Origin of the sequence: Pseudothermotoga sp., from assembly GCA_025060105.1 — a bacterium.
Lineage (GTDB): Bacteria > Thermotogota > Thermotogae > Thermotogales > DSM-5069 > Pseudothermotoga_A.
Genome location: JANXCS010000002.1, coordinates 63971 through 82442 on the forward strand (window position 1 = coordinate 63971; position 18472 = coordinate 82442).

18 protein-coding genes are annotated in these 18472 nt (G+C 43.8%); 14 read left to right on the plus strand and 4 right to left on the minus strand.

Annotated elements, in window-relative coordinates:
- Nucleotides 1-13 precede the first annotated feature (13 nt).
- Nucleotides 14-1543: an ABC transporter permease gene (locus NZ875_01965; GenBank protein ID MCS7174503.1), complete on the plus strand. Its 1530-nt coding sequence runs from the start codon at nucleotides 14-16 to the stop codon at nucleotides 1541-1543.
- Here NZ875_01965 and murC read toward each other — a convergent pair.
- The 4 genes from murC to murD are packed head-to-tail and all read right to left on the minus strand — an operon-like array spanning nucleotide 1540 to nucleotide 6240.
- Nucleotides 1540-2862, minus strand: a complete 1323-nt coding sequence (gene murC / locus NZ875_01970; GenBank protein ID MCS7174504.1) for a UDP-N-acetylmuramate--L-alanine ligase — start codon at nucleotides 2860-2862, stop codon at nucleotides 1540-1542. The two genes, NZ875_01965 and murC, sit on opposite strands and share 4 nt — an antisense overlap.
- Entirely contained in the window at nucleotides 2859-3878 is a 1020-nt protein-coding gene (locus NZ875_01975) for a UDP-N-acetylglucosamine--N-acetylmuramyl-(pentapeptide) pyrophosphoryl-undecaprenol N-acetylglucosamine transferase (GenBank protein ID MCS7174505.1), read from the minus strand. The genes murC and NZ875_01975 overlap by 4 nt, the downstream gene beginning before the upstream one ends.
- A complete protein-coding gene (locus NZ875_01980) occupies nucleotides 3875-4957 on the minus strand; it encodes an FtsW/RodA/SpoVE family cell cycle protein (GenBank protein ID MCS7174506.1) in 1083 nt (360 codons plus the stop codon). The genes NZ875_01975 and NZ875_01980 overlap by 4 nt, the downstream gene beginning before the upstream one ends.
- A complete protein-coding gene (murD, locus tag NZ875_01985) occupies nucleotides 4957-6240 on the minus strand; it encodes a UDP-N-acetylmuramoyl-L-alanine--D-glutamate ligase (protein MCS7174507.1) in 1284 nt (427 codons plus the stop codon). The genes NZ875_01980 and murD overlap by 1 nt, the downstream gene beginning before the upstream one ends.
- A gap of 147 nt (nucleotides 6241-6387) precedes the next feature.
- Between murD and NZ875_01990 the strand changes: the two genes are divergently transcribed.
- The 13 genes from NZ875_01990 (at nucleotide 6388) to NZ875_02050 (ending at nucleotide 18468) form a co-directional block, all read left to right on the plus strand.
- The gene (locus tag NZ875_01990; GenBank protein ID MCS7174508.1) at nucleotides 6388-7023 is read left to right on the plus strand and encodes a bifunctional 2-keto-4-hydroxyglutarate aldolase/2-keto-3-deoxy-6-phosphogluconate aldolase; all 636 of its coding nucleotides are present in this window, start codon (nucleotides 6388-6390) and stop codon (nucleotides 7021-7023) included.
- 195 nt (nucleotides 7024-7218) lie between these two features.
- Nucleotides 7219-8421, plus strand: a complete 1203-nt coding sequence (locus NZ875_01995; protein ID MCS7174509.1) for a CinA family nicotinamide mononucleotide deamidase-related protein — start codon at nucleotides 7219-7221, stop codon at nucleotides 8419-8421.
- A gap of 32 nt (nucleotides 8422-8453) precedes the next feature.
- Nucleotides 8454-10442, plus strand: a complete 1989-nt coding sequence (locus tag NZ875_02000) for a chemotaxis protein CheA (GenBank protein ID MCS7174510.1) — start codon at nucleotides 8454-8456, stop codon at nucleotides 10440-10442.
- A gap of 11 nt (nucleotides 10443-10453) precedes the next feature.
- The gene (locus NZ875_02005; protein MCS7174511.1) at nucleotides 10454-10891 is read left to right on the plus strand and encodes a chemotaxis protein CheW; all 438 of its coding nucleotides are present in this window, start codon (nucleotides 10454-10456) and stop codon (nucleotides 10889-10891) included.
- Between the two features lie 24 nt (nucleotides 10892-10915).
- Nucleotides 10916-11275 carry a response regulator gene (locus NZ875_02010; protein MCS7174512.1) on the plus strand — a complete coding sequence of 120 codons (360 nt, stop codon included), beginning with the start codon at nucleotides 10916-10918 and terminating at the stop codon, nucleotides 11273-11275.
- A gap of 4 nt (nucleotides 11276-11279) precedes the next feature.
- On the plus strand, nucleotides 11280-11618 hold the full coding sequence (locus tag NZ875_02015) for a flagellar biosynthetic protein FliO (protein ID MCS7174513.1): 339 nt from the start codon (nucleotides 11280-11282) through the stop codon (nucleotides 11616-11618).
- On the plus strand, nucleotides 11615-12367 hold the full coding sequence (gene fliP / locus NZ875_02020; GenBank protein MCS7174514.1) for a flagellar type III secretion system pore protein FliP: 753 nt from the start codon (nucleotides 11615-11617) through the stop codon (nucleotides 12365-12367). The genes NZ875_02015 and fliP overlap by 4 nt, the downstream gene beginning before the upstream one ends.
- A gap of 5 nt (nucleotides 12368-12372) precedes the next feature.
- A complete protein-coding gene (fliQ, locus tag NZ875_02025) occupies nucleotides 12373-12639 on the plus strand; it encodes a flagellar biosynthesis protein FliQ (protein ID MCS7174515.1) in 267 nt (88 codons plus the stop codon).
- A 7-nt stretch (nucleotides 12640-12646) separates the two neighbouring features.
- Complete coding sequence (gene fliR / locus NZ875_02030) at nucleotides 12647-13408, plus strand: flagellar biosynthetic protein FliR (protein MCS7174516.1); 762 nt, start codon at nucleotides 12647-12649, stop codon at nucleotides 13406-13408.
- On the plus strand, nucleotides 13405-14463 hold the full coding sequence (flhB, locus tag NZ875_02035) for a flagellar biosynthesis protein FlhB (protein ID MCS7174517.1): 1059 nt from the start codon (nucleotides 13405-13407) through the stop codon (nucleotides 14461-14463). Before fliR ends, flhB begins: the two co-directional genes overlap by 4 nt.
- Before the next feature lie 39 nt (nucleotides 14464-14502).
- Nucleotides 14503-16548 (plus strand): flagellar biosynthesis protein FlhA, encoded by a 2046-nt coding sequence (gene flhA / locus NZ875_02040; protein MCS7174518.1) that lies wholly within the window; start codon nucleotides 14503-14505, stop codon nucleotides 16546-16548.
- Entirely contained in the window at nucleotides 16545-17654 is a 1110-nt protein-coding gene (gene flhF, locus NZ875_02045; GenBank protein ID MCS7174519.1) for a flagellar biosynthesis protein FlhF, read from the plus strand. Before flhA ends, flhF begins: the two co-directional genes overlap by 4 nt.
- On the plus strand, nucleotides 17638-18468 hold the full coding sequence (locus NZ875_02050; GenBank protein MCS7174520.1) for a MinD/ParA family protein: 831 nt from the start codon (nucleotides 17638-17640) through the stop codon (nucleotides 18466-18468). The genes flhF and NZ875_02050 overlap by 17 nt, the downstream gene beginning before the upstream one ends.
- Nucleotides 18469-18472: the final 4 nt, after the last annotated feature.

Here is an 18472-nt window from a genome sequence, read left to right on the forward strand (position 1 = left end):
GGAGGTTCGAGCCGTGGCGAAGAACAATGTTAACAAAACTAACAACAAGACAGGTTTCGAAGAAAAGTACCTTTCGCGTGGTCAACTCATCTGGAGAGCTTTTCTCAAACACAAACTCGGTGTCGGAGCTCTCGTGGTTTTGATTTTGCTCTATCTGTTAGCATTGTTCGCAGATTTCTTTGCTCCGTACAACCCTGCAGAACAATCCTTGAGGCACACTTATTCTCCTCCAACAAAGATCTACAGAACCTACAAAGGTCAAAGGGTAAAACCTTACGTACTTCCGTCCATGAGTTATGTAGACAAAATCACCTATGAAAGGACTTACAAAGAAATGCTGTTTCCCCGCAGAATCGTGATCGAAAAAAATAATGGAGAAAGGGTTACCTACGAACTTGGTAAAGATGGCGTTGAATCGTTCAGGTTTTCGGTGAACAGGATAGAGAGCATCAAAGTTAGAGGAGAATGGTACGACGTTAGGAAAACACCAGTCGTGAGCGATTATTTTCTGTTCGGATACAATGATGACGTTTTGAACAAAGGAATCTCACGTTTTGAAACAACATCGTCCGTGGCACAAGAAATGTTTTTCAAAGCGTACAAAGACAGATTCGATCTAACTGAGGAAGAAGATGTCCAAGCGATCGCTGTGACTGAACAAATCGACACTATAATGGTGAAACGGGATGGAAAATTCGAAATGATAAAAGGAAAGGTAATCGAATACGATTACAAGATTTATCCTGTGAAGTGGTTCGTCAAGAGCTGGACAGGCAAGTTCTTGTGGATTTTCCCGATGAATGTTCACTTGTTCGGTGTGGACAATTACGATAACAATCAGTTTGTGAAGCTTTATATAATGGGTGCCGACCTTTTTGGAAGGGATGTTTGGTCGAGGATCGCTTTCGCTTCGAGAATTTCTCTCTCGATAGGTTTGATCGGCGTTATAATAACAATCGCTCTTGCCCTCGTTTTTGGTGGTATATCTGGTTATTATGGTGGACTAGTTGATGAAGCCTTCATGAGATTCGCTGAGATCATCATGTCTATCCCTGGATTCTATTTGATGATCATGTTGCGAGCCGTTCTACCGTTGGATTTGCCATCGACACAGATTTATTTACTCATCGTGTTCATATTGTCGTTCATCGGTTGGGCAGGTACGTCCCGTGTTATCAGAGGACTCGTGCTTTCCATCAGAGAAAGAGAATTCGTTGAAGCTGCCGTGGCCATAGGATTGTCGAACTGGAAGGTGCTTACAAGGCACGTACTACCCAACACCACGACGTATTTGATCGTGAACGCCACCCTGAGGATTCCTGGTTATATACTCGGTGAAGCTGGCTTGAGTTTCTTAGGGTTGGGTATAAGGGAACCTCAGGCATCTTGGGGCCTCATGCTCGCACAAGCTCAAGATGTGTACGTCATAACGAGAGCACCTTGGTTGTTGATCCCAGGAATATTCATTTTTGTTACAGTGCTCGCTTTCAATTTCGTTGGGGATGCTTTGAGAGACGCACTCGATCCAAGATCGTTGGGTTAGGAATACTGCTTGATGAACATTTTGGAGTAATTTATTATGTCGCCCGCACCCACGAAGAGATAAACTGTATTTGGTGCGGGTTTTATTTTGCTGAGTAGTTCCTCAACGGACGCGAAATATTCCGCAGTTTTACCATAATTCTTTAAACCTTCAGCAATCATGCGTGCAGAAATGTTTGGAAGCACTTGCTCGAAGGCACCGTACACTTCTGTGACATAGACCTCATCAGCATCCAACAAAGCTTTCGCAAAGTTACCATCTTCTCTAGCTAGCCTCGTGTAACGATGTGGTTGAAAGATCACCACTTGTTTCATTCCTTCAAACACTTCACGAGATGTGTTTATCAACCACTTCAGCTCGTCTGGTGTGTGAGCATAGTCATCAACAACATATATCTTCTTAGATTCGTTGAGAACAGTCACTGTGAATCTTCTGTAAGTACCTACAAAGCTTGAGAGAGATTCCACAACTTTCAAAGGATCATAACCTGCAGCCCACAAAAGTGTTACTACTGCCATCGCGTTCAAAACGTTGTGTAAACCTGGTACTTTGAGTTTCAAAGTGTATTTCCTTGTGTCAAGCTTTATTGAAGCAATTTGTTCAAAACGATTCACACTCCTGTTGATTAGAACACAAGTACCTCCTTGCAGACCGAACGTATGATGCCCCAAATGCGAAGTCAATCGATCCTCGTGGAAAGTCACAACGTTCCGAGCAGATTTGGCAAGCTTCTCGAAGCACGAAAGATAATAAGACTCATCTGCGTGGAAATTTTCCAAATGATCTTTTCGAGCGTTAGTGATTATTAGATGCGTAGGATGGAAAGAAGCAAAGCTCGGCTGACTCTCATCCAGTTCGTAGACAAACGGCCCGGTGCCTTTTCTGTAATTTCCGAACTCCAACGACGGATTCGCACCGCCCAGAAAAACCGTTGGATCCGCACCGAGGGCTTTGAGTGCGTGCGCCAGCATAGCTGTTGTGGTCGTTTTACCATCGGATCCCGTCACAGCGAATTGAACGTTATCTTCCACAAGTTCCTTGAGAAGTTCAAAGCGTGTCACGATGCGAACATTTTCTTCGCGAGCTCTCAACAATTCAGGATTGTTCAAACTGACCGCAGGAGTATGAACCAAAAGGTCCGGTTTCATCCAGTTTTCACGGTCATGACCTAAGAAAACTTTTATACCGAGCCGTTCGAGTATTTCTATCTGCTCGTTTCTGTGTATATCCGAACCATACACATTGTGTCCCATGAAATGACAATGGATAGCTAAAGAACTCATCCCGATCCCACCGATCCCAACGAAATGAATTTTCATAGGCATTCCTCCAAAATAATTTTTGCGATTCGCTCTGCAGGATTATATTTTTTTTCTGGAATTCTGCCGAGATTCAATGCAAATCGAATTGCTTCGAGTAATTTCATTGGGTTCAGTTCACTTTCCCTCACGACCACACCTCTTCCCAAATTCTCGACGAACTTCGCATTTCGAACCTGGTGCCCCCCAGCTGCTCCTTCCCACGGTATGAGAACTGCTGGAACACCGTAGTGAAGTAATTCACTCACCGTGAGCGCACCAGCCCGACACACAACAGCAGCAGCTCCGCGCCAAGCTGACGGCATATCGTAAATGTAATCCAGCGCTGATACGTTCTCAAAAACCGACAGTCTCCTTGTCCAGTCAGGATCACCTGTTCCATGGACAAACTTCAGATTCCTCTCCTCTTGATAAATTTTTTCCATCATGGAGTTGATCAGCTCACTCCCCTTGCTCCCCCCAAATACAAGCACATAACCTTCACCAAAAGGAGTCCCAGTCGTTTTACCGATCCTTATAGGATTACCTGTGACGATTATTTTATCTCTCACAGACCTTGGAAAGGCGTTCACAGTTTCTTCGAAACCGACGAATATCTTTCTCGCATATTTGCTGAGCCATTTGTTCGCCAAACCAGGAACAACGTTCTGTTCTTGTATGTACAGTGGTAAATTTTTCCTCCCACAAACCGTACCAACAGGATAAGAAACATAACCACCTGTGACCAAGCAACAATTGGCTTCATCGATTTCCGAAGCTATAATACTCTTACTTTTGACAATTTTCAATACCCTTTTCAAGTTGACAGGTTTGAACAACGGTCTTTCTAGGCCAGACACGTCCAGTTTCACAAGCTTATATTCCGGATGCTCCAGCGGAAGAATTCTGTTTTCAATGCCTTTCGGCGTACAGAAATAAACAACATCGATTTTTTCACGTTTTGCCATCTCTTCCAATATCGCCAAAGCGGGATACAGGTGCCCACCGGTTCCTCCCCCAGCTGTTAAGATTTTCATTTAGCTTCACTCCCGCTGGTCGCCATGTTCACCACAACGCCAATACTGGCCATCATTATCGCAATTGAGCTTCCTCCATGACTCATGAATGGTAGCGTTACGCCAGTGACAGGCAACAAACCCGAAACAACTCCGAGATTCACTAAAACTTGTATCATGATTAGTAGAGCGAGTCCAGATACGAAACCAGTAACGAATGTGTCATTCGAATTTTCTACTAACTTCAACATTGTCCATACGAGCAAGAAAAACAATGAAACTACACTGACTATACCGACCAATCCAAGTTCTTCACCGATAGCTGCGAATATGAAATCTGTGACCACGGCGGGCACCGATAACTTCACTTCACCCAATCCCACACCTTTTCCGATCAATCCACCTTCCTTAAAAGCTCTCACAGCTTGCATGACTTGTTCTGGCAGATCACCACTGAAGAACGCTTTCAACCTCGAAATTTGATAACCTCTTAGGAAGACCCCAAATCTTTGAGCCACATAAAAGAAGAAAGCAATTAGACCAAATGTTGAAATAACGTATATCATCCTACTTCCATGCGAGTAAAGCACCAGAAGTGCGATAAAAAAAACTATGAGAGCACTACTCAAGTCAGGTTCCAAGATGATCAGTAAAACAATGGGGCAGATCAATAACATGGGTTTTAGAAAACCGTGCACGAAACTCTTCATTCTGTCTTTGTTTTTCTTGATATAACTTGCCATGCAAACAATCGTTGCAAGTTTAGCGAACTCAGAAGGTTGAAAACTGAATCCTGGTAGAAGTATCCACCTGCGAGAACCTGCAATCGGCGGAAAAGCATACGGTAAAATCAAGAGAACGATAGCTAACATGTAATAGAACGAAACGTACCTTTCATGATACCTGTAGTCAACAAAACACATCACGATCATCAGAACAACACCTACGGCGAGCTTCATGATATGCGATCTGAAAATATCGCGTGCCACACCACCGTACAAGTTCATTTGTGCAGAGACTTCAAGACCAGAGATGACTATTAATCCCACGGCAATGAGAATAGCCGTCACAATCAAAAGTGCCAAAGCGTGATTGGGCACTATTTGCCCTCCTGAAAGAATTTTACCACCCGGACGAAGTGTTCTCCACGTTCAGCGTAGCTCGAATATAAATCAAAACTTGCTGCTGCTGGACTGAGTAAAACAACATCACCAAAACTAGCGCTCTTAAAGGCTTCCAACACAGCTTGTTCCATATTTTCTACAACGCAGAAAGGCACATTTGATTCTTTCAGTAGCGGAACTATGCGTGAACGTATTTCACCGAACACGACAACATGTTTGGCTTTCTTCTTGATCTGCTTTATCAAAGGATCGTAATTCTCATTCTTACCCCTTCCAGTGAGTATGAGAACAACTCTTCCATCCGAATAGTTTTCAAGAGCAGCGATTGTTGCAGCCGCACTCGTTGATTTTGAGTCGTTGACGAACTGTACCCCGTCGATGCTTGCAACGAGTTCCATTCTGTGATGAGGCGGTCGAAAATCCTCAAGCGCATTCAACACTTCATACGGTTCAAAGCCGAGAAATTTCATTACTGTAAGTACTGCAGAAAGATTCTGTTGATTCTGATAGGTTTTTAACAGATCGTTTCGGGATGGGTAAATCTCTCCACAAAACTCTATCCCATCTTCTGTAACTCTAATTGGTGAGAAAAATCTCACAGAATAACCTTTCGACTTGACGATTGTTTCACAATCTCTATGAATATATTTATCTTTGGCAAACTTGAACAGTTTCAATTTACTCTCTACATAATGCTCAAAATTTGGATGCCAATCCAGATGGTTTGGTTCTATGTTCAATATAAGACCAACATCGATCGGTAAGCTCTTAGCCCAAAATAACTGAAAACTGCTGAGTTCCATTATGAGATAATCGAAACGCTGGCCAAGAACGTTCGAAACGGGATTTCCAACGTTGCCAGCAACCGCTACTTTCTTGCCAAGCTTACTCATGACATGTTCAAACATGCGGCAAGTGGTTGTTTTTCCATTCGTACCAGTGATCCCTATAATGAAACCTGGTTTCTCAATGTTCAGCACGACATCCAAATCCGTTAGAACTCTCTCCAACGCATGTGAAATGATCGGATGATCTGGTTTCACAGATGGGCTGACCACAATCCAATCAGCTTGCAGTATCTTATCAGAGTTACCATTCTCTTCAAACTCCACCCCCAAAGCGAAAAGCTCTTTTCTTTCCTCCTCGTTCAATGCTCTAGCTTCGCTCACGAAGACCTTGTGACCCAGTTGAATCAAAATTTTACACAGAGCTTTGTTGCTCACACCGTAACCAACAAGCGCGTAAATCAGCAGTAGCACCTCCGTTGGAATTATACTTCCATACAAGCGGAAGTTCGATGTTCCATTTTGTGGCAGAGATCATTTTACCATTGATTAATCTTTTTGCTTGTTTTTAAATGATGGGACTATAATAGCCTTGGATAACTGAAAGAAGGAGGGGGCAACGTGAACAGCATCGTCGATAAGATCATCGAGAGTGGGATCGTTGCAGTTATCAGGGTGGACAGTCCGTCCAAAGCGATCGAAGTTTGTAGAGCTTGTAGAGAAGGTGGCATAGTGGCTATAGAGGTCACCTTCAGTGTGCCGAGAGCAACTGAAGTCATCAACCAACTTTCAAAAGAACTTGGAGACGAGATCCTGCTTGGTGCGGGTACAGTGCTCGATCCGTACACGGCAAAGATCGCTATTGAAGCTGGGGCAAAGTACATAGTGGCTCCAAACCTATCTGAAGAAACTGCTTTGTTGTGTAATAAGCACCGAGTACCTTACATTCCTGGTGCGTTCACTCCAACTGAAATCGTCAAAGCGCTTGAACTAGGATGTGAACTGATCAAACTGTTTCCCGCCTCGGCCGTTGGACCTGGTTATATCAAAGCTATACATGGGCCACTTCCCCACGCAAAGTTACTGCCAACAGGCGGTGTAGAGCTTGAGAACGTGAAAGAATGGATCAAGGCTGGTGCAGCAGCGGTTGGAGTGGGAGGCGGACTCACAAAGGGAAGCAAAGATGAGATTAAGGAAAGAGCAAGAAAGTTCGTTGAACTCATCAAGGAGGCTCGAAGAGAGATAAACGTAAAGTAAATTTCAGTGAAAAAAATCAATCCATCTCTTTCAATCAAAACTGAAGGAGGCTTTTTCCTTACTTGTTTCATTTCAGCGGTTCTATTCGTTTTGATACTACTCGTATTGGTTGTACCACCACTGCTGAACGCTGTTTCAAAGAGAAGAAAGGTATAATCTTTTTCGGAGGGATCTTCACTGAAGACCGCCGCGGTTATCACTGTTGGAAGCGAAATAGTTGAAGGCATAATCCTGAACACAAATGCCCAGTACATATGCCAACGTCTCGTCGAAAATGGTTTTATGGTGAAGGAAATAACGTGCGTTGATGATGATGAAGAACTGATCAAAAACGAGGTTCAACGCTTACTGAAAAACTATGATTTGTTGGTGATGAGTGGGGGACTGGGACCTACCGAGGATGACAAAACACGTGAGGCTGTCGCCAAGGCTCTTTCTAGAAAGTTGATTCTGGATGAGCAGATCAAGAGAAACATCTTCGAAAGGGTTTCTCGATACTACAGCAATCTTCCCAGTAATCTAGAAAAACAGGCTTTGGTTATCGAGGGAGCACAAATCGTTCCCAATCCTGTTGGTACTGCACCTGGGCAGATGATAGATGTGGAAGGTAAGAAAATAATTCTGTTGCCTGGCCCCCCTCAAGAGTTGAAACCGATGTTCGAAAATGTTATTTCATCACTGAAGATAGAACAAGATTTTGCAACCATCAAGATGCTTTTCTTCGCTGTTCCAGAAGCTGTATTGGATCAATTTATGAGTGATATTAAAGTGAAAGAATGTGTGAAAATAGCCACTCAAGCTTCATTTGGAGAAGGTGTTTGGATCAGACTCACAGCGCCTTTGAATTGTTTCCAAGAAGCCAAAAATCTTTCAGACAAATTGATCGATAAATTCAAGCGTAACTTCATAGGTTATGGTGACACGAGTGTGGAAAAGGCCCTTTTCGAAGAACTGAAAATCAGAAATCTCACTTTCTCAGTGGCAGAATCGTGCACGGGGGGACTCATCAGTTCGAAAATCGTGTCCATTCCCGGTGCATCTAAGATATTTTTGGGCGGTGTGGTGGCGTACGATAATTTTGTGAAAGTCAAAGTGCTCGGTGTTCGTGAAGAAACTTTGAAAGAGTTTGGCGCCGTGAGTGAACAGTGCGTTGTGGAAATGGCGTATGGGATCAAAAGATTAACAGGAAGTGATTTTGCAATCGCCGTTTCTGGCATAGCTGGGCCGACTGGAGCAACCTCGGACAAGCCGGTGGGAACAGTCTACTTCTGTGTGACTGATGGGCGAAGAGAAACTGTAGAGAAGCTATTCTACCCGCAAGAAAGGAACATCTTTCGCAATCGAGTGGCAACACACGCATTGTATTTGTTACTCAGCCGCCTACGTGGTATGATATAGTCTGAAAACCGTCCACTCAGGAGGAATCTCATATGCACGAACAATACCTCAGCGTTTTTATCGATGAAAGTAGAGAATACATTCAAAGCTTGAATGAATCTCTGCTCAAACTTGAAAAAGATCCACGTGACGAAGAGGCCATAAACGAGACCTTCAGAGCTTTGCACACACTGAAAGGTATGGCAGCTACGATGGGATTTGACAGCATGTCCAAGCTTTGCCATAGAATGGAACAACTGTTGGATAAGATCAGATCGAAGAAAGTTAAACTAACGTCAGAAATTCTCGATAGACTCTTCGCTGGCACGGATGTGGTGGAAAAGATGGTAAGCAGCATCGTGTCAGGGGGAAGCGATCGACTCGACAACGTCGATTTGCAAAATCTAATGAACGCGTTCGAAGTGGTTCAAGAGGAGAAAGTCGAGGAACAAAAATCTCAGACCGCTGAACCTGCGAAAACTGAGACCATCAGTGATTCCATATTGAAAGTTGTGGAAGAAGCTTCAAAGGAAGGTTACAACGCTTTCAAAGTTACAGTCACCCTAGCTGAAGGGACACTCATGAAGGCAGTTAGGATGTACATGGTGTTCAAAGCTATTGAAGATGCTGGTGGTCAAATATTGAGCAGTGTCCCGCCTGTGGAAGACATAGAACAGGAGAAATTCGACAGAGATGTCGAGCTTGTGATCATCACTAAACAAAACGCTGAATCCTTGCACAACAGCATTGTTTCCATATCGGAGATAGAAAGAGTCACGATCAATGCTTTAACGAAGTCTCAGGAAAAAGTGGAGGAAAAAATGGAGCAACCTATGGCTCGTCAAGTTGAAGCAACTGAAGAAAAGGAAACCGAGGGGAAAACTCCTCAAAGAAGAAGGCTCGTTCAAACGGTGCGTGTTGACATCGACAAGCTAGATACACTGATGAACCTGATGGGAGAGCTCGTCATAGCAAGAAGTAGGATCTCAGATACTCTCAGAAAATACAGTATAAAGGAAGTCGATGAGAGCCTTTCTCAACTCAACAGAATAACACTCGATCTGCAGAACGTGGTTATGAAGATCAGAATGGTCCCGATCGCGTTCGTCTTCAACAGGTTTCCAAGGATGGTTAGAGATCTGGCCAAACAGCTTTCTAAAGAGATCAACTTCGTCATTGAAGGTGAAGAAACCGAATTGGACAGAACTTTCGTTGAAGATATAGGTGAACCTCTTCTCCACTTGTTGAGGAATGCCATAGACCATGGTATAGAAACGAAAGAAGAACGCATTGCGAAAGGAAAGCCTCCCATAGGAACAGTTGTTTTATCAGCTAGACACGAAGGAAACAACGTTGTTATCGAGGTCAAAGATGACGGTAGAGGAATAGACAGAAACGCCGTGCTGAAAAAAGCCATAGAAAAAGGGCTCATCACGGAAGCGCAAGCTGAGGGTCTATCAGATGAAAAAGTTTACGATTTTTTGTTCATACCAGGATTCTCCACACGTTCCAATGCGACGGAAGTTTCAGGCAGAGGAGTCGGTATGGATGTGGTTCGAAGTGTGGTTGAATCGCTGAATGGAACGGTCAAGATAGATAGCGTCAAGGACAAAGGAACAACCGTCACGATAAGATTGCCTTTAACTTTGGCTATAATTCAAGCGCTGCTTGTGAAAGTGAACAACTATGTTTATGCGATTCCGATTGCCAACATAGATAGTACACTGAATGTACCTGCCAGTAAGGTGCAGAAGCTTCAAGATAAGTCAGTGACAGTCATACGAGGTGAGATAATACCACTGATAAAGTTATGGGATGTTTTTGGACTCAATGGTCATAGAGATGAGAGCTCCTACAACACTGTGATAGTGCGTGTTGGCAACAAAAAATACGGTTTAGTGGTCGATTCGCTCATAGGACAGGAAGACATAGTGATAAAGTCTCTTGGAAAGATTTTCAACGACGTGCGTATTTTCAGCGGCGGAGCAATTTTGGGTGATGGAAGCATAGCACTCATTCTCGATGTATCCAACGTTGTCTGAGGAGGGAGATCATGGTCGGAGTTTCAGAATTCGAGGTGTTCGTTTTCGGATTGGGCGATCAAGAAATGGCGTTCGATGTTGAGTATGTGAGCATGGTCATAGAAAAAACGGACATCACACCCGTTCCCCGTTCGAAGAGAAACGTTTTGGGTGTCATGAACTTGAGGGGACGTATAGTTCCCGTGATCGATCTCAGTTCCATGCTTGGATTATCTTCGACCAACATCACCGAAGGTAAAATCGTGGTTGTGAACCTCGAGGATCTGGAGGTAGGATTTTTAGTGGAAAGGGTCAAAGGAGTGGTAAGGGTCAAGAATGAAGATGTTGAAAAGATGCAGAAATTCGACAGCTTTGGTGAGAGATCAAAAGGGATCATAAAGCGAGGGGAAGAATTGATAGTGCATTTGAATTTGCAAAAAATATTGGAAGATTTAACAGCTTCTTCGTAAGAAAACTGTGGGGAGGTAAAGGGAATGGCAAAGCGAGTACTTATAGTGGATGATGCCGCTTTCATGCGGATGCTGTTGAAAGACATCATAACCAAAGCAGGTTATGAAGTAGCAGGAGAAGCAGCTAATGGTGCTGAAGCTGTGGAGAAGTATAGGGAACTCAAACCAGATGTGGTGACCATGGATATAACGATGCCAGAGATGGACGGCATTACGGCGATCAAAAAGATAAGGGAGATCGATCCCAACGCCAAGATAATCGTTTGCAGCGCTATGGGTCAACAAGCAATGGTGATCGAAGCTATTCAAGCAGGAGCAAAAGACTTCATAGTGAAACCTTTCCAACACAGCAGAGTGATTGAAGCTTTACAAAAATTGAGCTAGGGATGTGAGAAACATAAGTAAACTTCTAGTTCAGTTTCTCCTTGCTTTAGGTCTTCTGATCGGCTTTCTCTATATCGTATATGTCTTTGTGAGAAAACGCATCCCATTTGTGGCGTCAAAGGATGTTCAAGTGCTACAGAGACATTACATAGACAAAAATACCTCAATAGTGTTGGTCAAGGTCTTAGAGGAATATTATTATCTGTTGATTTCCCATTCTAGCTCAACTGTATTGAAGAAGCTCTCCGAAGAAGAAATCGCACGGATCGAAGTCAAAGAATCTTTCTCCAAGATCCTTTTTAAAAGGCTTTCCAGAACACACGGTGAGGAAGAAAAACGATGAAAAAGTACCTGATTCTGGTTATCCTTTTAGCAGTAACGTTCTCTTTCGCTCAAGAGGAAATCCCATTCCCTTCTATAAGTATAAGGGTTTCCCCACCACAAAACCAGCGCGATTTGGTTGTCACACTAGAGATCCTACTCATTCTCACGGTACTCACTCTCGCACCGAGTATCCTCGTCTTGTTCACTTCTTTCACACGCATCATTGTCGTTTTCTCCTTTTTACGGAATGCACTTGGAACCAGGCAGACGCCTCCAAACCAGGTACTCGTTGGTTTAGCTCTGTTTCTTACCTTTTTCATAATGCAGCCTGTGTGGAATGACATTTATAACAACGCGCTCACACCTTATTTGAACGGCAAAATAGGCTATCAAGAGATGTTCAACCGAACCATGGGACGAGTCAGACAGTTCATGTTGGCCGAGTTGAAGAACCATCACAATGAAGACAACGTTTTTTTGCTCGCTTCCAGCGTGGGAAACAAAATTGAACGCATAGAAGATGCTCCAAATAGTCTGATCATACCTGCATTTGTGCTGGGAGAACTTGAAATCGGATTCAAGATGGGTGTATTGTTGTACATACCGTTCATCGTTATCGACATGGTGGTCTCGAGCGTTCTTCTATCCATGGGTATGATCATGATACCACCTGTCCTTGTGTCATTGCCGTTCAAAGTGCTTTTGTTCATCGCCGTGAACGGTTGGGACCTTTTAGTCAGCGGGTTGATCAAAAGTTTTGCGAGGTGATACGTTTGACGATAGATGTTTTCGTCGATGTTATGAAAGAGGGCATTGAAACCATCTTGATACTGATAACACCACCACTACTAGTTAGTTTAGTGGCAGGTCTCATCATAGGTATATTCCAAGCCGCGACACAGATTCACGAACAAACACTCACCTTCGCTCCAAAGATCATACTCACCTTTCTCACACTGATGCTGCTTGGATCTTGGATGCTTCAAAAGCTGATCGATTACACACAGGATATTTTAGAAAAGTTCATGGGGATGATATGAACTGAGTTTGTACGAGTTTGTCCAGGAGAAGTTTTTAGCTTGGACGCTCGTCTTAACTCGAGTGGCTGGAATGTTCACAGTGGCGCCATTCTTTGGAGACTGGTTCATCCCATTACAAATAAAGGTGCTACTCGCTATCTTTTTGAGTTGGCTCGTGCTTCCGAATCTTCAAGAAAGTATATCTTTGAATTTTCCAATCCTGACCTTGGTCTTGAGTATGGTAAACAACTATCTTTATGGTTTGATCATAGGTTTGATCGCTCTATTGCCGTTGATAGGCTTAAGCTTGGCGGGAGAGATTTTTGGTACTCAAATGGGTTTCGCTATGTCATCCGTGTTGGACCCACAGCGTGAAGAAGTACCACTCCATGGTGAACTTCTGTACACAGTAGGTTTATTCGTTTTTGTTACTATCAAAGGTCATTTGTTATTGTATCAATCCATCGTCGACTCGCTGAAACACTTTTCTTTAACATCCTCACTGATGGGTTTGAATTTCATGAGTGCATTGATTGAAAAAACTGGTGAAAGTTTTATCGTCGCACTGAAATTTGGTGTGCCTTTGATTGGATTTATGCTCGTTGTTTCTATAGCTCTCGGCATATTGTCCAGATTGGTACCACAGATGAACGTCTTCATGGTGGGCTTGCCTTTGAAAGTTCTTGTTGGTATGCTTTTGATGGTGGGACTGATACCTGTATGGGCAGAAATGAGCGTACAGTTAGCAGAGAAGACCATCAATTTCATAGAGTTTTTTCTGGGTCGATGAGACTGGATCTACAGTTGTTTGCCGATCCTGACAGAACAGAGAAACCAACGCCGAGGCGCAGAAGAAAAGCGAGAGAAGAAGGACAAGTTGCGGTATCTCGTGAACTGAACATGGCCTTCACGTTTTTAGCTGCGACTCTCGTTTTGAGGTTTCTTTTGCCACGACTCAGCAAAGCTTTGGCTAACGCTTCCATAAACTTTTTTTCCCTAGAACCAATGGACGAAGAAACACTCTCAAGCTTCATATTTCAGATATTCAGAGAACCTCTCCTCTTTCTAATTTTGCTTCTATTTATGATAGTTCTCACGGCAATCTTCGTTGGGGCTCTACAAACGAAATTTCTGTTTTCTTTTAAACCTTTGAAGTTCGACTTCAGCAGGATCAACCCTGCCGAGGGAATCAAAAGGATGTTTTCCCTGAGAAACATTTTTGAGTTGATCAAGTCGTTCATCAAACTCGCGATCGTTGGTTATGTGTCTTACAGCTTGATCAAACAGCGCTACAATGATTTGCCACGCCTTTCAGAGCTTGAACCAAGCGCATCGATCTGGTACGTTGCAGATCTGGCGGTCACACTGATGTTTCGATGTTCCATTGCGATGATTGCTCTGGCATTGGTGGACTATCTGTTCCAACGATGGGAATATGAAAAAAGTTTGCGAATGACCAGGCAGGAGTTGAAAGAAGAGTTCAAAGAGATAGAAGGTAACCCGGAGGTCAAGAGAAAACAGCGCGAGATCATGATCAGGCTTGCCCGTGGAAGAATGCTCCAAAAAATTCCCGAAGCCGATGTGGTGATCACGAACCCCACACATGTGGCTGTCGCTTTACAATACGATCCAGAGCAAATGGAAGCACCGTTGGTCATAGCAAAAGGTTTGGATGATCTCGCTAAGAAGATAATAGAAATAGCAACCACCCACAACGTCCCCATCGTCCGTAATCCACAGATCGCCTGGGAACTTTACAAAAGTTGTGAAGTTGGAGACCAGATCCCACCGAGTCTCTACAGAGCTGTTGCTGAGATACTCGCACACGTCTATTCGTTAAGGTGAAAAGCTTGCTATAATTTGATGTTAAGGGAGTGAAAGCTTCTGAAACATCTGGATATTTTTGTTGCCGTCGCGGTCGTTGCAATTGTACTTTTGATGATTCTTCCAATACCTGATTTTGCCCTGGATTTCTTCCAGTTGCTCAACATTGCTCTATCGATGATCATCTTACTTTCGTCCATGTACGTTAAACATGCACTCGATATGTCTTCGTTCCCCACACTTCTGCTCATAATAACCCTCTTTAGACTCGCGTTGAACGTAGCTTCGACAAGATTGATCCTCTTGGAAGGCGAAAAGTTTGGAGGAAGGGTGATAAGAACCTTCGGTGAATTCGTCGTTAAAGGTGACTACGTTGTGGGTCTCGTGATCTTTCTGATCTTGGTCATCATACAGTTCATCGTGATAACACGTGGAGCCGAGCGAATAGCAGAAGTGGCAGCCAGATTCACACTGGATGCTATGCCAGGAAAGCAAATGAGCGTTGATGCAGATTTGAACGCAGGTTTGATTACGGAAGAAGAAGCTAGGAAACGTAGGGAACTAATAAGGCGCGAAGCAGACTTCTATGGAGCAATGGATGGTGCGTCGAAATTTGTAAGAGGTGATGCTATCGCGAGTATCATAATAGTATTAGTCAACATCATCGGCGGCATTCTCATAGGCGTACTCAAGCACAATTTGAGTTTTGCACGTGCTGCACAAGTTTATGCACTACTTACCGTTGGAGATGGACTTGTAACGCAAATTCCAGCCTTGCTCGTTTCGACAGCAACAGGAATTCTCGTCTCCAGAGCTGCTTCGAAGGAGAACCTTGGTCAGGACCTTGTGAGAGAACTGTCAAGTGAAAGAAAAGTCATCACCATAACTGGTTTCATACTACTCTTCCTCGGTTTGGCCACACCTCTACCGATCACAGCGTCGATCATCGGTGCGGCATTCTTAGCACTTGCTTTCTATTCTTGGAGAGTTGTGCCAAAGCAAGCTGCTCCCGCACCAGCGGGTGCACCGATCGCACCTGCACCATCAAAACCGATTCTGACCACACCACAAGAAGTAGCTGAGGTTATTCAGAGTGACACTGTGGAGGTTGAGATAGGATACGGCTTGATCCCACTGGCAGATCCATCACAAGGCGGCGACCTTTTGGAAAGAATCGCGATGATGCGAAAACAGCTTGCTTACGATTTGGGGTTGGTGGTTTCACCCATCAGGGTACGCGACAGCGTTTTGCTCAAGCCAAACGAGTATCTCATAAAAATCAGAGGAGCAGAAGTCGCGCGCTATGAATTGATACCCAACAGATTGTTGGCGATCAATCCAGGTACAGCAACCGAAAGAATTGCGGGAATAGCTGTGAAAGAACCCGCGTTCGGACTTCAAGCTTTCTGGATAGATCCATCCCGTAAGGAAGAGGCAGTTCGCCTCGGATATACGGTGGTTGATCCACCAACAGTTTTCATAACCCATCTAACAGAAGTGTTGAAACGCAACGCTGCCGATTTGCTGGGTTCACGGGAGTTCAACATGTTGATCGACGGTTTGAAAGAAAAATTTCCACAGTTGGTGAGTGATCTGATACCTTCCATCATGAAATCAGGTGATGTGAAAAAAGTTCTTCAGAAACTTTTGAGTGAAGGGGTGAGTGTGAGGAACTTACCACTGATCTTTGAAACATTGCTCGAACACGGTGAGAAATCAACCGATTTGGTTTATCTAACAGAACAAGTGAGAAGAGCATTGAAAAGGCAGATCACTCAATCTGTCATCAGCGAAGATGGCAAATTACATGCAATAGCTCTCGATACTGAGCTTGAAAAAAGACTTTTGGAATCATTACAAGACTTTGCAGGTGAAAAAAAGATCGTTCTGAATCCACAGATTCTTAGAGAGATCATGGAAAACTTGTCGAAACAATTGGAGACGCTTATGAAAAAAGGATTTTCACCACTTGTTGTTTGTTCGGGTGCGATCAGACCTTACTTCGCTCAACTGGTGAAAAAGTTCTTACCGAATGTTCCAGTCATCGCTTATGAAGAAGTTCCTGAAGATCGTGTGCTACAGGTTGAGGGTGTGGTTAGGTTGTGAGAATGAAGAAATATATGGTGAACGATATAAAGGAAGCCCTCGAGCAAATAAAGAAAGATCTTGGTGAGGATGCCATCATACTCAGCACACGCAGTGTTAAAAAAGGTGGCTTCCTCGGCATAGGCGCAAAGAGGTTTCTAGAGGTCACAGCGGTGTGCGAAGATAAAGATCAAGTGAAAACAGAAAGTAGCGAGGTCTACAAACTTCAGGAACTGCTCGTCAAGAACAAGGAAAAGAAACAGGAAGAAGAGATCAAAGAGCTCAAACAAATGTTACAAGAAATGAAGTTGATGCTTGGAGCACAACGTTTGAGCGATATGCCACAGAACTTGCAGAAGGTTCTGAAAGGTCTGCAGGGCCAAGAGATAGATCAAACTGTTTCGAGCAGGATCATTGAGTATTTGAGAATAAGTTATGGTGACGTCAACATAGACGATTCTTTAAGGCAAAGACTTGCGGAACATTTTCTGGCTTTCATCAAGACGGAGGTTCCAAACCTTAAGGGTGTGACACTTTTCAGTGGACCAACAGGCGTGGGTAAGACAACAACACTCGCCAAAATCGCGGCGAGGCTGAAGATCGTTGAGAAAAAGCAGGTGGCTATATTGACACTGGACACTTACAGAATCGCAGCGACGGATCAATTGAAAACCTACGCGACGATCATGGACATACCCATGAGGGTTGCTTACACCCCCAAGGAAGCGAGACTGGAACTCGAAGCGATGAAATCTTTCGATGTGGTTCTGATCGATACGGCAGGCAGAAGTCAAAACAACGATATGCAAATGAGTGAGTTGAGGGCACTCTTCGATGTGGTACAACCAAATCTGGCTTTTCTTGTGATCAGCATGAACTGCAGATTGTCCGATCTGAAAGATATCTTAGAGAGGTTTGGAACTGTGAGGCATACGCATTTAATCTTGACAAAGATGGATGAAACAAGAACATTTGGGCACTTGATCAATGCTTCTATGATGAGTGGAACTCCAGTCGCATTCGTCACCAATGGTCAGAGAGTGCCAGAAGACATCGTTGAGGCGAATGCGAAGGATATAGCATTTCTTCTCTCAAAAGAGGTGTTGAGGATTGCTCAATCAAGCTGAAGGTTTGTTCAATACTCAGACGAAAATCGTCAGTGTAGCCAGTGGAAAAGGCGGGGTGGGTAAAACCGTCGTCGCTGTCAATCTTTCCATAGCTCTACAAGAACGTGGTTATAAAGTCCTTCTTTTCGATGCCGATGCTGGTTTTGCCAATGCTGAAATACTCATGGGCGTGACGCCTAGATTAACTCTGAAAGATTTTTTGAAAAAGAAAGCGAGCATGGAGGATGTGATCTTCAGGACACCTTACGAAGTAGACTTAATAAGCACTGGAATGGATGTTGATGACCTCATAACTTTCAACATAGAAGATAAGGGCAAGGTGTTGAACGAACTTCGGAGGCTCGGGGAAACGTACGATTATATCGTCTTTGATTTTCCGCCGGGTTTCAATGAACAACTTGAAAGATTTTACTTGAGTAGTGATCATGTCTTAGTCCTGACGGCGACAGAACCTACGGCACTGGTTAATGCGTACACTTTCGTAAAAATCTTAGTCTTAAAGGGGCTTGAACCTGTGAGTTTTCACGTTGTAATGAACATGGTAAAAGATTTGAAGGAAGGTAGGAAGATCCTCGAAAAGTTCAGTTCCGTTGTGAGCAGGTTCATAGGAGTGAGCTTCGATTCGACGCACGTGGTCAAGTTTGATCCACTAGTTAAAGAGAGTATCACGAGGCAGACACCTTTGGTGGTGCTCAAAAGAACCTCTCAACCTTCTCTGGCGATACACGGTATCGCCGATAAGATCACAAACAAAATTGTTGTAAAAAAGCTTTCTTTCATAGACAGAGTCAAGTTACTCTTAGGTATGGGATGAAATG

Excerpts from the sequence above, each read along its gene's own strand:
- NZ875_01975 (MCS7174505.1), bottom strand. The coding sequence starts at position 3,878 with ATGAAAATCTTAACAGCTGGGGGAGGAACCGGTGGGCACCTGTATCCC.
- murC (MCS7174504.1), bottom strand. The coding sequence starts at position 2,862 with ATGAAAATTCATTTCGTTGGGATCGGTGGGATCGGGATGAGTTCTTTA.
- NZ875_02005 (MCS7174511.1), top strand. The coding sequence starts at position 10,454 with ATGGTCGGAGTTTCAGAATTCGAGGTGTTCGTTTTCGGATTGGGCGAT.
- NZ875_02000 (MCS7174510.1), top strand. The coding sequence starts at position 8,454 with ATGCACGAACAATACCTCAGCGTTTTTATCGATGAAAGTAGAGAATAC.
- NZ875_02010 (MCS7174512.1), top strand. The coding sequence starts at position 10,916 with ATGGCAAAGCGAGTACTTATAGTGGATGATGCCGCTTTCATGCGGATG.
- flhB (MCS7174517.1), top strand. The coding sequence starts at position 13,405 with ATGAGACTGGATCTACAGTTGTTTGCCGATCCTGACAGAACAGAGAAA.
- fliP (MCS7174514.1), top strand. The coding sequence starts at position 11,615 with ATGAAAAAGTACCTGATTCTGGTTATCCTTTTAGCAGTAACGTTCTCT.